The 13,916-nt window shown below is 65.0% G+C and carries 9 protein-coding genes and 1 pseudogene; 4 read left to right on the forward strand and 6 right to left on the reverse strand.

Annotated elements, in window-relative coordinates:
- Window positions 1-8: 8 nt before the first annotated feature.
- The 3 genes from QE444_RS13970 to QE444_RS13980 form a co-directional block, all read right to left on the reverse strand.
- Window positions 9-602: a DUF1349 domain-containing protein gene (locus QE444_RS13970; RefSeq protein WP_309739220.1), complete on the reverse strand. Its 594-nt coding sequence runs from the start codon at window positions 600-602 to the stop codon at window positions 9-11.
- 521 nt (window positions 603-1,123) lie between these two features.
- Window positions 1,124-2,068, reverse strand: coding sequence for a DNA replication terminus site-binding protein (locus QE444_RS13975; RefSeq protein ID WP_285386725.1), 945 nt, complete (start codon window positions 2,066-2,068; stop codon window positions 1,124-1,126).
- 118 nt (window positions 2,069-2,186) lie between these two features.
- Window positions 2,187-3,740 carry an alkaline phosphatase gene (locus QE444_RS13980; protein ID WP_280307396.1) on the reverse strand — a complete coding sequence of 518 codons (1,554 nt, stop codon included), beginning with the start codon at window positions 3,738-3,740 and terminating at the stop codon, window positions 2,187-2,189.
- A 203-nt stretch (window positions 3,741-3,943) separates the two neighbouring features.
- On the opposite strand from QE444_RS13980, the gene QE444_RS13985 reads away from it, so the two are divergent.
- Both QE444_RS13985 and QE444_RS13990 read left to right on the forward strand, forming a co-directional pair.
- Entirely contained in the window at window positions 3,944-5,212 is a 1,269-nt protein-coding gene (locus tag QE444_RS13985) for a 3-phosphoshikimate 1-carboxyvinyltransferase (RefSeq protein WP_280307397.1), read from the forward strand.
- A gap of 42 nt (window positions 5,213-5,254) precedes the next feature.
- On the forward strand, window positions 5,255-8,323 hold the full coding sequence (locus QE444_RS13990; RefSeq protein WP_309739223.1) for a PAS domain S-box protein: 3,069 nt from the start codon (window positions 5,255-5,257) through the stop codon (window positions 8,321-8,323).
- On the opposite strand, the gene QE444_RS13995 is transcribed toward QE444_RS13990, so the two are convergent.
- Window positions 8,283-9,200, reverse strand: coding sequence for a helix-turn-helix domain-containing protein (locus tag QE444_RS13995; RefSeq protein WP_309739225.1), 918 nt, complete (start codon window positions 9,198-9,200; stop codon window positions 8,283-8,285). The genes QE444_RS13990 and QE444_RS13995 overlap by 41 nt on opposite strands.
- A 114-nt stretch (window positions 9,201-9,314) precedes the next feature.
- On the opposite strand from QE444_RS13995, the pseudogene pobA reads away from it, so the two are divergent.
- Together pobA and QE444_RS14005 are read left to right on the forward strand one after the other, a co-directional pair.
- Window positions 9,315-10,500 (forward strand): annotated as a pseudogene (pobA, locus tag QE444_RS14000) (4-hydroxybenzoate 3-monooxygenase).
- Between the two features lie 77 nt (window positions 10,501-10,577).
- On the forward strand, window positions 10,578-11,354 hold the full coding sequence (locus QE444_RS14005) for a TSUP family transporter (protein WP_017640224.1): 777 nt from the start codon (window positions 10,578-10,580) through the stop codon (window positions 11,352-11,354).
- Here the strand turns inward: QE444_RS14005 and nudC are convergent.
- Both nudC and QE444_RS14015 read right to left on the reverse strand, forming a co-directional pair.
- Window positions 11,322-12,149 carry an NAD(+) diphosphatase gene (nudC, locus tag QE444_RS14010; RefSeq protein ID WP_309739227.1) on the reverse strand — a complete coding sequence of 276 codons (828 nt, stop codon included), beginning with the start codon at window positions 12,147-12,149 and terminating at the stop codon, window positions 11,322-11,324. The two genes, QE444_RS14005 and nudC, sit on opposite strands and share 33 nt — an antisense overlap.
- Window positions 12,146-13,825, reverse strand: coding sequence for a ferrous iron transporter B (locus QE444_RS14015; RefSeq protein WP_309739229.1), 1,680 nt, complete (start codon window positions 13,823-13,825; stop codon window positions 12,146-12,148). The genes nudC and QE444_RS14015 overlap by 4 nt, the downstream gene beginning before the upstream one ends.
- Window positions 13,826-13,916 lie beyond the last annotated feature (91 nt).

Below are 13,916 nucleotides of genomic sequence, written 5' to 3' on the forward strand. Positions count from 1 at the left end.
CCCTGCGGTCAGCTCAGGTCATGCAGTTCCTTGACGATCGCCCGACCGATCTGCAGGTCGGCGAAGCTGACCTCCAGGCCCTCGCGCTGCGGCGAGCAGCAATAGGGCCCGACCTGCAAGTCCGCGCCCTCTTCGCTCGCGAACCGGCACAGCCGCAACAAAGGCCAGGTCAGACCATCCAGGGAATACTGGAGGCGCAGCACCTCGTCATGCAGTGTCATCCGCAGCCAGAAGCCGCGCAAGGCATCAGGCATGGGCCCGAGGGCCCAGTCGGAATGCCCCAGGGTGAGGACGCTGCCCAGATGGGCGATGCCATCGCTGATCTCGAGCCCGGTCTTGCACCACTGCTCGGGGCCCTGCCGCACCATCAGGCCGGCCTGGTCATACAGCTCGGAAAAGGTCCCGGTGATCCGCACCTGGGCGGTGAAGTCCGCTCCGGCCGCATAACCGCGGAAATGTCCGCTATCACGCTCGAAGCCGTATTGGGTCTTCTGCCAGAAGTCGGTCTCGCGATCGGTACAGATGTGCAGCAGGCCATCCGTGTCGGACCAGCGCTTCGGCTCGTTCAGCCAGTGGGCGGGCAAGGTCTTCGCAAGGGTCATGACGGTTATCCGCGGCGGATGGGCTGCGCACACGATAGATCAAGGACGCGGGATGCGCCAAAGCTGGAGGTTAATCGTGCTGTCAGGGCAGCCATCCCCTGCCCTCTAGCGACCTTCTTGCAGGCATGAAAAAAGGGAGCCCGGAGGCTCCCCTGTTCAAGTACGTCTGCTGTCCTCTTGTTTTTGTTGTCGGACATCAACGTCATCGATCTTTAGTACGCCCCACCAAGCAGGTGGGAAGTGAACAGATTACTTTGGTTGCTCTGCAGCGTTCCAAAATGATCGGTTCGCGAGCCTTGGCCGTCTTGTTCTTGTTGTGGGCGGTTAGCGGCGCATCTTGTTGTTCTTGTGCCAGTAATAAAGCACTCTCCGTGCCAACATTCATAAGTCTTTGAAATAGCTAGATCTTATTGATTTGAGCCTGACATTGGGACAACTGTTGCGGAGGATTTCGTTACCTTTTCACTCGGCGGTGAAGGATCTGGTTACGACATCCACCCGCTCGGTAACGTCAGCGGCGCTCAGCGGCTGTAGGTCGAACGCTTGAGTGTCGCCTCATTGTTGCGCTGGGCGGCAGGTCGTTCGGGATTGTCGGTAGGCAGGTACAGCAGCCGTGTGGCCAGCACCTCGCGACGCGGCTTGATGTCGGGTCGCAGCGCCCCGCGCTGGGTACGGTCGAAATCGCGCAGGTCGACGACCTGCATGCCGTCCTGGGCCGGTACCACGAAGACCGGCAGGTTGGCGTGGATCATGGCGTCATAGCGACTTTCCTCGCCGAACCAGAGCATCGCCCGTGGATGCGGGGCGATCTTCTTGTGCCGGACCAGGATGTCGTCGTCCGCCATGCGATTGAGTGCCTGATGCTCCTGCCATTCCGGCGTGCGATCCAGGGCGGTCCGCTCCCGATCGGCGCGGGCCATGGCGAGGGTCTTGAGTTGCTCGCGTACCTTGGACACCTTGACCCGCTCTCCTCCGGAGGTATGGCCGGCCCAGGTAAAGGTCAGCTGCCGGACCGGATCGGGAAAGCCATGGACTTTGCGGATCAGTTGCTTGGTATTGAAGGCGCCGCCCAGGGCCTTGCGCATGATGCGCGGTCGCGCCTCGGGCGCCAGCTCCAGCTCCAGGCGCGTCTGTTCGATGGCCGCACTGAAGGCCGCCTTGCAGGTGTTGATGGCCAGGATCTCCTCCATCAGGGGTTCGGTCAGGGCGATATAGCCTGGCAGGCGGCTGACGGTACCCGGCGCCTGGCCGGGCTGCAGGTGGAAGGCCAGCAAGGCATCACGGGTAAGCTCCACCGCAGCGCTACCCTCGAAGGACTCCGCGGCGATGTGGTCCGGCACCCGCTGTTGCGCCAGCAAAGGCAGCCGCCAGACCCGGGCGGCTATCACCTTGCTGGGCCAGCGCTCATTGAAGGTTGCGATGCTCCGCTTCAGCTCTTCGAACGCGTTCTTGATGTCTTCGTGCATAGCCAACTCCAGCCTAATATCTACCAGATTGTAGCATTTGCACGAACTTCACCCTTCTTATTGATTACCTTGCAGAGGGATATCCTAGCAGTAGCACCTATGTAGGGGTGGTATTGATCTAGACCGACTGCAACTTCTGGCTGAACTGCGGTCGGCCGTCCTGATCTCTCAGGGTGACCTGCAGCTCGGCGGTCTTCCCGTCGATCTCGACTTCGCCGAAGAATTGGAAATTACTCAGCGGCGAGGTGTTGGCCTGGGGCGGTGCCTTCTGGAAAACCACCTCGGGACCAAAGGTGGCATCCAGTGGATTGGGCCCGAAGCTGCCTGCATTGAGCGGGCCTGCCACGAATTCCCAGAAGGGTTCGAAATCCTGGAACGCTGCCCTGTCCGGGTGATAGTTATGCGCGGCGCAGTAGTGCACATCAGCGGTAAGCCAGACGGTATTGCGAATCCCCTGCCTTGCGATGAAGCTCAGCAGATCGGCCGTTTCCAGCTCCCGCCCCTTGGGGGCGCCCGGATCGCCATTGGCGATGGCCTCCCAGCGGGCCTGCCCTTGCGCGTCCTTGCCATCCGGGACCTGCAGCCCGATGGGCATATCGGCCGCGATAACCTTCCAGGTCGCCCTGGACGCCTGCAGCTCCTTCTTCAGCCAGTCGAGTTGCTCCTGACCGAGGAAGGCACCCTGACCGCCCTCCTCGTCCCCCAGGTTGTTGTCATTGCCGGCGCGATAGCTGCGCATGTCCAGCACGAAGACATCCAGCAAGGGGCCGTAGGCGATGCGGCGGTAGATGCGCCCTGCCCCGTCTGCCGAGACGCCGCGCATGGGTGCGTACTCCAGGAAGGCCTGGCGCGCCCGACCACTCAGGACAGCGATGTCCTTGACCTGGTAGCGCTCGTCCAGCGTCTTGCTCGGCGACCAGTTATTGGTGGTCTCGTGGTCGTCCCACTGCCATATCTGCGGGACTTCGGCGTTGAAGCGCTTCAGATGGTCGTCCATCAGGTTGTAGCGATAGTTGCCGCGGAATTCGTCCAGGGTTTCCGCCACCTTGCTCTTGGCCTCGGTGGTGATATTGCGCCAGATGCGCCCTTCTTCCACCGTCATTTGCGCTGGCACCGGCCCGTCCGCATAGATGGTGTCGCCACTGTGCAGGAAGAAGTCCGGTCGCCGCTCGCGCATGGCGTTGTAGATGCGCATGCCGCCGATATCGGGATTGATGCCAAAGCCCTGCCCCACGGTGTCGCCGCCCCAGACGAAACGGATATCGCCACGCTGACTCGGCGCCGAGCGCAGGTGACCGGCGACAGCTTCGCTGAGGGCACCACTGTCCACGTCCTCGAAGCGAACGCGGTAGAAGATGTGCTGATCGGCCGGCAATCCGGCGAGGTCGATACGCGCCGTATAGTCCTGCGCGGCCGTGGTGACGGCACCGGCCACCTTGCGCGGTGAGCGAAAGCTCTCCTGGGTATCCCACTCCACCAGCAACCGGGCGGGGCGGTCCGTGCGACTCCAGATCAATGCGCTGCCGTCAGTGACATCTCCCGCCTGGATACCGTCGGGTATTGCTGGACGTCCGGCCGGCGCGGCCCAGGTCCTTTGCCCCAGGGCCGGTAACAGAAGCGAAGCACCCAGGCCTTGCAGGACACGACGACGATCAGGACGAAGAAGGGACATGGCATAGGCCTCTACTGGAAAACCGCTAGCACTACCCCGCCTTGATTACTTGTTCATGACATCAGAGGTATCAGATAAACCGTTTTTACCTTATAGGGGTGGTATTAACCAACAGGCGCTTTGGCCTGGCTCCCCGAAATGGCATCATGGCGCCCCTGTTACGAACCGCCGTCACGGCCGTCGCGAAGTTGCTTGGAGCCTCCATGTCCGCCAGACCCTTTATCACCGTCACCCCGCCCAACGTCGCGCTGCACGGACGGATCGCCCCGCCCGGTTCCAAGTCCATCACCAATCGGGCACTGCTCCTGGCCGCGCTGGCCAAGGGCACCAGTCGCCTGACCGGCGCCCTCAAGAGCGATGACACCCGGCACATGTCCGAGGCCCTGCGGCAGATGGGTGTCACCGTCGACGAGCCCGATGCCACCACCTTCGTGGTGACCAGCTCCGGTCATCTACAGCAGCCGGCCCAGCCACTGTTCCTCGGCAACGCCGGCACGGCGGTACGCTTCCTCACCGCGGCGGTGGCGACCGTCGCGGGCGCCGTGACCCTGACCGGTGACGCCTATATGCAAAAGCGCCCCATCGGTCCCCTGCTGGAAACCCTGAGGGCCAATGGTATCCAGGTGGACGCCCCTAGCGGCTGCCCGCCGGTGACCGTCACCGGCCAGGGCCGCCTCACCGCCCGCCGCTTCGAGGTGGATGCCGGTCTCTCCAGCCAGTACGTCTCCGCCCTGCTGATGCTGGCCGCGCTGGGCAGCGAACCGGTGGACGTCGCCCTGCGCGGCAGCGACATCGGCGCCCGTGGTTATGTCGACCTGACCGTCGAGGCGATGCGCGCCTTCGGGGCCCAGGTCGAGCAGCTGGACGCCGCCACCTGGCGCGTCGCCCCGACCGGCTATGTCGCCCGGGACTACTTCATCGAGCCGGACGCCTCCGCCGCCACCTATCTCTGGGCGGCCCAGGCATTGACCGGCGGCGCCATCGATCTGGGTGTGGCCGACGACGCCTTCACCCAGCCCGATGCCAAGGCCCGCGACCATATCGCGGCCTTCCCGCGGCTGCCGGCGGTCATCGACGGCTCGCAGATGCAGGATGCCATCCCTACCCTCGCCGTTCTTGCCGCCTTCAACGAGACGCCGGTGCGCTTCGTCGGCCTGGCCAACCTGCGGGTCAAGGAGTGCGACCGGGTCGCGGCGCTGCACGACGGCCTCAACGCCATTCGCACCGGCCTTGCCCGCGTCGAGGGTGACGACCTGCTGGTAGCCGCGGACCCGGCCCTGGCCGGTACCCGGACCGATGCCGTAATCGAGACCCACGCCGACCACCGGATCGCCATGTGCTTCGCCCTGGCGGGCCTGAAAGTGGCAGGCATCCGCATTCTGGACCCCGAATGCGTCGGCAAGACCTATCCTGAGTACTGGAATGCCCTGCGCAGTTTGAACGTCCAGCTGAGCGAGGGTATCGAAGCCTAGGAATCGCTAGCCACACGCCCGCTCGCTGAATGGAATCTACGCATGTCGATCTCGCTGCTCGAACAGCAGGCGCTTCTGCAGTTGACGTCCCACGCCCTGGTCATCACCGACCACCACGGGTGCGTCGAGCGCTGGAATCGGGGCGCCGAATTGCTGTGTGGCTGGCCAGCCAGCGAAGCCCGCGGTCAGCGCTTCGCTGACCTTCTGGCGCCCGATCGGGATGATCGGGATATCTCGTTCCTGACCACGGCCCAGCATCAGGCGCTGGTCGATGAACATGGCCAGGGCGCCGGCTGGATCACGGTAGAGGGCGGTACGCCGCGCTGGGTGGAGATCGCCACCACGGCCCTGAAGGACGCCGATACCGTACTCGGCTTCGTGCATGTGCTGCAGGACCGCACCGAACAGCTGATGGCCGAGGAGCGGGTACGCCTGGCCCAGGACGTCGGTCGCGTCGGCACCTTCGAATTGCTGCCCGGAGAGGCCCGCTTGCTGGTGTCCTCGGGGTTCTGCGAGCTGTGGGGATTACCGGTCAGCCGCAGCTATTCCCTCGATGAGCTGGTCCGCCAGCTGCATCCCGACGATGTCGCCAGCCTGCGAACCCTGACTGCCGCGCCGGACGACGACGCCCTCGACTATCTCGAATACCGCATCCGCCGGGCCGACACCGGCGAGGAGCGCTGGCTCGGTCGCCGCGGCCAGCTGATGACCAGCCAGGGCAATGGCCGCTACCTGGGCGTGTGCTACGACATCACCGAGCGCAAGCTCAACGAAGCCGCCATCACCGAGCGCGATCTCTGGCTGCAGGAGCTGTATCACGGCATGCGCGAAGGCTTCTACATGGCCCAGGCGATCCGCGATGCCAGTGGCCGGATGGAGGACTTCCGTTTCCTTGAGGTCAATCCGGTCTTCGCCACCCTGACCGGCATCCCCCTGGATCAGGTCCTGGGGCGGACGCTGCGCGAATCCCTGCCGCAGCTGGAAGCCGATCTGCTGCCCGCCTATATCGACTTCATGAACGGCGATGCCGAATTCACCCAGTTCGACATCCTGCTGCACCTGCAGCACGAACACTGGTACGAGGTGCGCGCCCACAAGCTGCCGGGCGATCGCTTCGCGGTACTCTTCATCGACATCAGTGGTCACCGGCGCCAGGCCCAGGAGCTGGCCCGTAACGAGGCGCAGCTGCGCGCCATCATCAACTCCATCGACCAGATGGTCTGGGCCACCCGCCCCGATGGCCACCACTTCTATTTCAACGATCGCTGGTACGAGTTCACCGGGGTGCCGGAAGGCTCCACGGAGGGCGAAGGCTGGGCCAACGTCTTCCATCCCGACGACCAGGAGCGCACCTGGAAGGTCTGGCACCACAGCCTCAGCACCGGTGAGCCCTACCATATCGAATACCGCCTGCGACATCGTTCGGGCCGTTATCGCTGGGTGCTCGGTCGAGCGCAGCCGGTGCGTGACGCCAAGGGGCGCATCGAGCAGTGGTTCGGCACCTGCACCGACATCCAGAGCATTGTCGACGCCCGGGAAGTGCTCACCCGCTCGCGCCAGGAACTGGAACAGCAGATCGAGCTGCGCACCCGCGAGCGGGATCGGATGTGGCGTATCAGCCATGATCTCATGGTGATCTGCCGCGCCGACGGCGAGGTGAAGACGGTGAACAGCGCCGCCACTCGCCTGCTGGGACGACGCGAAACCGACCTGGCGACCGTCCAGCTCACCGAATTGATCCATCCGGACGATCAGCGCCAGGTCTTCGATACGCTACGCTGCCTGGGCCGCCAGCAGGGCTCGGCGAATCTCAGGGCGCGGGTGCGTGCCCGCGATGGCAGCTATCGCATCCTCGACTGGACCGCCAGCGCCGAGGACGATCTCATCTACGCCGTGGGGCGTGACGTCACCGAGCAGCAGGAGCTGCAGGAACAGCTGCGCCAGGCGCAGAAGATGGAAGCTGTGGGTCAGCTGACCGGGGGTATCGCCCATGACTTCAACAACCTGCTGACCGGCATCATGGGCAGCCTCGACATGCTGCAGCGGCAACAGAAGGCCGGCCGGCAGGACAAGTTCGACCAGTATCTGCATTCGGCGCTGACCTCGGCCCAGCGCGCGGCCGCCCTCACCCAGCGTCTGCTGGCCTTTTCCCGGCGCCAGGCGCTGGATCTGCAGCCCATCCATGTCAACGACAGTGTGCGCTCCATGGAGGAGCTGCTGCTGCGCAGTCTGCGCGGCGACATCGAGCTGGTCCTCGACCTCGACAAGGATGTCTGGCAGGCACTGACCGATGCCCACCAGCTGGAGAGCGCCCTGCTCAACCTGGTCATCAATGCCCGCGATGCCCTGCCCCATGGTGGCACCATCCGCATCGAGACCCGCAATGTCTATCTGACCGACAGCGGCAACGGCCTGGACGCCGTGAGTGCCGGCGACTATGTGGCGCTGCTGGTAGTGGACGATGGTACCGGGATGCCGCCCGAGGTCATGGCCCGCGCCTTCGACCCCTTCTTCACCACCAAGCCCATCGGGCAGGGGACCGGCCTGGGGCTGTCGATGATCTACGGCTACGCCAAACAGTCCAAGGGCCATGTCCGACTCGACTCCCTGCCCGGCAAGGGTACGACCGTCGGCCTCTATCTGCCCCGCTACCTGGGCGCCGATGTCGAGCCGCCGCGGCTGACGTCGCCCACCGTCACGCCCCAGGGCGCGGGCAAGACCGTGCTGGTGGTGGAGGACGAACCCGTGGTCCGGCAGATGGTGGTGGATCTGCTGCGGGAGCTGGGCTATGCCACCCTGCAGGCCGAAGACGCCCGTGGCGCCCTGCCATTGCTGGAAAGCGGACGTCCGATCGATCTGCTGCTGTCCGACGTCGGGCTACCGGGTATGAACGGTCGCCAGCTGGCCGAGATCGCGCGGCAGCGCCGGCCCGGCCTCAGGGTACTGTTCGCCACTGGCTATGCCGAAGGGGCGCATCTGGACGGCTATCTCGACCCCGGCATGACGCTGATCACCAAGCCCTTCAACCTCGACGCCCTTGCTGCGCGGGTCGGCGAAACCCTGGCAGCCGTCAGCCCTGCCGTTGCTGGCCCGCCAGACGCCGATAATTGAGCGGGCTCTGCCCGGTGCCGCGGCGAAAGAAGCGCGCGAAGTAGGCCGGATCGGCGAAGCCGAGGGCATCGGCGATCTCGCCCACCGACGCCTGGGTGTAGCTCAGGGTGCGGCGCGCCTCCAGCAGCAGGCGCTGGTGCACGATGGCCAGCGCCGAGGCACCGGCCAGCTGCCGACACAGACCGTTCAGGTGTACCCCTGAAATACCGAGCGCCGTCGCGTAGCGACCCAGACTCCAGTGCTCGCGATAATGCTGCTCGACCAGCGCCAGGAAACGTCCCAGGTGCTGTTCGGCACGCCGCGGCAAGGCCGTGCCCTGCTCATGGCGATGTTGCCGCAGCAGCCAGATCGCCAGGCTGTCGAGCAGGGCCTCGAGCACTATCTCGCGACCCGGCTTGTGCCCTTCGTATTCAGCGACCAGTTGGCCGATCAACTGATCGATCCAGAGGGCATCGGGCGCTGCCAGGTCCAGGCACTCGGCCCCCAGGAACAATCCCTGACCGGCTCGCTGGCAGCGCTGCTTCAGCCGCTCCACCTGGGGTACCGGCAGGGTAATGACGAAGCCTTCGACCGCCGGATCGAAGTCAAAGGCATGGACGCACAGCACCGGCAGCACCACCAGCAGCGGTCCGCGCCTTTCCCCCTGCCAGTCTTCCAGCTGCAGGCGCACCCCACCGGTGCGCACATAGAGCAGTTGCGCGAGATCCGCGTGGCGATGGGTGTCGATATGCCAGGCATGCAGCCGACTGCGACTCTCGATGGTCTCGCAATGCAGCAGATCCGGTGCCGGCCAGGCCTGAGCCTCGCCATACAGCTTGAAGATGGGTGGAAAGGCGTTGGTCATCGTCAGTCCCTGGGCGATAGCCGCACGAATCATTGAAAAGTACCAGAAAGTATCGGAAAGGTCCCTGTCGATACCAGCCAAAATCGTCCAAAAATACCGGAGCCCTATAACAAGACGGCGATCACGCCAGACAAGAGGACAGACTCCATGCGTACCCAAGTCGTCATCATCGGCGCGGGCCCATCCGGGCTGCTGCTGGGTCAACTGCTCACCCGTTCGGGCATCGACAATGTCATCGTCGAGCGCCAGAGCGCCGATCATGTGCTCAGCCGCATCCGCGCCGGCGTGCTCGAACAGGGCACGGTCGATCTGCTGCGCCAGGCCGGCGTCGCCGAGCGGCTGGAACAGGAAGGCCAGGTACACGAGGGGGTCGAGTTCGCCATCCATGGCCAGCGCGAGCGGCTGGACCTGAACGATCTGCTGGGCGGACGCTGCGTCACTGTCTATGGCCAGACCGAGGTCACCCGCGACCTGATGGCCGCCCGCGAGGCCAGCGGCGCCCCTACCCTCTACCAGGCCAGCGATGTCCAGCCCCATGAGCTCAAGGGCGAGCGCCCCCATGTCACCTGCCAGGTTGCCGGTGAGACCCTGCGCATCGACTGCGATTACATTGCCGGCTGCGACGGCTTCCATGGCGTCTCGCGCCGCAGCATCCCGGACGGTGTGCTCACCGAATACGAGCGGGTCTATCCCTTCGGCTGGCTGGGACTGCTGAGCGATACCCCGCCCGCCGCCGATGAACTCATCTACGTCAACCACCCCCGCGGCTTCGCCCTGTGCAGCATGAGATCGGCGACTCGCAGCCGCTATTACCTGCAGGTGGCAGCCGGGGACTCGGTGGAGAACTGGCCGGACGAGCGCTTCTGGGCGGAACTCAAGGCCCGCTTGCCAGCCGAGACGGCGGCCCAGCTGGTGACCGGTCCGTCCCTGGAAAAAAGCATCGCCCCACTGCGCAGCTATGTGGTCGAGCCCATGCAGTACGGCCGCCTGTTCCTGGTCGGCGATGCCGCCCATATCGTCCCGCCCACTGGCGCCAAGGGGCTCAACCTGGCCCTGGGCGACGTGCGCAATCTGCATCTGCTGCTGGAGCAGGCCCTATCGCACCGGCGATGCCGCCTGCCTCGAACGCTATTCGACGCTTTGCCTGAAACGCATCTGGGCGGCGGTGCGCTTTTCCTGGTGGATGACCACCGCCCTGCACCGCTTTCCGGATACCGACGCCTTCACCCAGCGGGTGCAGGACGCCGAACTCCAGGCGCTGCTCGATTCCAGAGCGGGTCGCACGACCATCGCGGAAAACTACGTCGGACTGCCCTTCCCCGCACTGGACTGACCAGGGGCGGCGACAGGTGGTGACGGCTGCGCGTCTGATGCATGATGGCGCCCCCGTTCCATCTGGCGCCCTACCCCATGCTCGAATTCGCCCTGGACCCCATGACCCTGACGCTGCTGGCGGGGGTCGCCTTTCTGGCCGGCTACATCGACGCCATCGCCGGCGGTGGTGGCCTGCTCACGGTGCCGGCCCTGCTGATGGCCGGTGTGCCGCCTCATCTGGCGATCGGCACCAACAAGCTCAGCTCCACCTTTGGCAGCGCCACCGCCGCCTACACCTTCTATAGACGCAAGCTGTTCCATCCCCGTCAGTGGCGGCATGCCCTGGTGGCTACCGCCATCGGCGCGGGGATCGGCGCCCTGGTCGCCCACCATCTTTCCGCGGACTTCCTCAATCAGCTGTTGCCGGTCGTGGTGTTCAGCTGTGCCCTCTATCTGCTGTTCGGCGGTACGCCCAAGGCGCCGGTGCTCAGCGATGCGCCCGTGCCGCAGCGGCGCCAATGGCCCCAGGGCCTGACGTTGGGCGCCTATGACGGCCTGTTCGGACCGGGCACAGGCGCCTTCTGGACCGTCAGCAGCCTGCTGCTCTACCCGCTGGACCTGCTCAAGGCCAGTGGCGTGGCCCGCACCATGAATTTCGTCAGCAACGGCGTCGCCCTGGTGATGTTCATCGCCCTGGGGCAGGTGCTCTGGGTACTGGGGCTGACCATGGGCCTATCACTGACCCTGGGTGCCTATCTGGGCGCGCGCAGCGCCATCGCCGGCGGCGCCAAGTTCATCCGCCCGGTGTTCATCTGCGTCGTGCTGGCCTTGACCGTCAAGCTAATCTGGCAGCACTGGTTCAGCGCCGCCTAGCCGCTCGACGCGATAGCGATCGATCAGAAAGCGCGAGATGGAAAAGGCCGGCGGCAGCGTCGGCAACTCGCGCAGATGGAACCAGCGGGCGTCTTCGATTTCCTCCGGCTGGCAACGGATGTCGCCACTCAGATAATCGACGTGGTAACCCAGCATCAGGGAATGCGGATACGGCCAGTTCTGGCTGCCCTGGTAGCGCAGGTTGGTGACCGCAACGCCCACCTCTTCCATGATCTCCCGGTGCACGCAAGCTTCCGCCGACTCGCCCGGCTCGACGAAGCCCGCCAGGGTGCTGAAGACGCCGGGCGCGAAACGGGGCGATCGCGCCAGCAACACCTCATCGCCACGGGTGACCAGGGCGATCATGCTGGGCGACAGCCGTGGGTACTGGGTGAGCTGGCAATTCGGGCACTTGAGGCCGCGCTGGCCATCGAGCGCGAAGGTCCGGGTACCGCACTGGCCGCAGAAGCGATGCTGCCGCGCCCAGGTTCCGATCTGGTTGGCATAGCCCAGCAACTTGAACAGCGCATGGGGCGATTGCAGCATCAACGGCCGCAAGGGCTGCCAGAGGCAGCCATCGATATCCTCAGGGGTATCCAGTTCGAGCAGCGTGACCGGCTGCGCCTGCCACTGCCCCAGCCCATGGCGCTCCCCTTCGAAGCCCTGGACGCGCGGATCATCCAGGGCGAAGAGCACCTCGGTGCCCGAGGTCAGAAACGCCTGGCCGCTGTGGACGACCAGCCAGCCACCGGAGGGCTGGGCGGTCTGGAACCAGCCAGGCTGCCAGACACTCATGCCGCAGCCGAGGTCCAGCCCAGGGCGCGAATGCTCTGCGCCGCGATATCGAGAATCTCCGGGGTGCCGTCCTGGCTCTCGGTGCCACCGCTTTCGACAAAGAACTCGATGCTGCTGAGGGCATCCGCCAGCACTTCGAGGGTCGCCGACTCGCAGGCCTGACCACCTTCGATCAGGCAGCGCTGGATGTAACCGGTACAGGCCCGCACCAGCTCGGCCGCGCGGGGATTACCCAGGAAGAACAAGGCACCGCGGACGGTATCCAGCAGCGCCGGCACGGTGGCCAGGTGCAGGGTATCGCCACGGGAATCGAGAAAGGCGCCAATGGCGCGCTTGGCGTCGGTCAGGCCCTTGTAGGCCTCCCGGTGCAGCAACGCCTGGGCCTCGCCCAGCTGATAGTTGGCGACGCTGACCTGGACACCCTCGGCTTCCAGCGGCACGTCGATCAGCGAGCCCTGCCCTTCGGGCTGGCCTAGCAGGCTTTCCACCAGCAACAGGGCATCGGCCAGGGGCGCCAGGTCCTCCAGCACGACCGTCCGGTCGCGGAACTGGGAGATATTGGGCAGGCACTGCTGCAGCACCTGACCGGCGTTCTCCTGCCCGACCATCTCCAGGGTCTTGCCCAGCAGGCCGACCTGGACATACAGCCGGGAGAAATTATCGGAGCGAGGCAGGCGATTCTGCTCGGCGCCGGTGCGCAACTCGGCCTCGATGAGGTCGATCAGGTCCTTGACCGTCTCCACCTCTTCGCGGATCGCCGCGGACAGCGAATGCATCACCGCATGACCGGGGCCGGCGAGCCGCTTCTTGCCGGCTTCGAGCTGGGCATCGGTAAAGCCGAGTCGCTCGAAGCCGTAGGCGTTCATGACCTCTTGCGGATGGGCGCCTTCGACACCGGCCAGCGCCAGCAGATAGAGCAGCTCCTTGAGAGTGCTGCGAGCCGGCTCGTGCAGCTCGCTGCCCAGCATCTGACGCAGTTCACGATCGACCCGGGCGAACAATTGTTTGCGTTCACGGGTGGCCGTCAGGAGGCCCTGAGCGAAGCCCTCGACCGTGGCCGCGGCGACCCAGGGCAGGTAGCCGCCGACATGATCGTGCAGCAGCGCCGCGGAGCGCTCCAGTGCCCTGGCCATGAGCCTGAGGCTGGCCACGCCATTGATGTCGCGCAGGAAACCCAGCAGGCCGACCTGGTACATCTGACGCATCCGGCGCGCCTGGGCCTGACGCTCACGCACACCAAGACTGGTGGTCTCGCTGATCAGGGGACGCTGATCGAGACGGACACTGAAGAAATAGCTTTCCGGGAGTTCGGGTTCGCCGCCAGCGAGTCGCAGGGCGTTGATCGCCGGCAGCAGCAGTTCAGGCATCTCGTCCTGACCGCTACGCAGTTGTTCGAGATAGCGGCGCAGCACATGCAGTCCACGGCAGATCGCCATGAGGTGCTCGTCATGTTCGGCACCGGCGCCGGCAGGAATGTCGTTGGCGATCTGCAGCGTCTGATGGGCGAGCAACTGGGCACCAGTCAGCTCTATCAGCGTGAGGGCGCCACGAATCTGGCCGATGCTCTCGACCGCGCGCTGCAACAGGCTGCTGCAGTGCCGCTCGACGATGAATCGCTCGAGATGGGATTCAGCTTCCTCGATGGTCGCGAACAGCTGTTCGCGGACCAAGCTCAAAGCTCTTGCTCCGGTCACCATGGTGCCTTACGCCTCCTGCGCCATTACAACCTCGCCAACGCCATTTTAAAACGGGAAAAAAGGCTTGCTA

The organism is Pseudomonas sp. SORGH_AS_0199, from assembly GCF_031453735.1.
Taxonomy (GTDB): Bacteria; Pseudomonadota; Gammaproteobacteria; order Pseudomonadales; family Pseudomonadaceae; genus Chryseomonas; species Chryseomonas aestiva.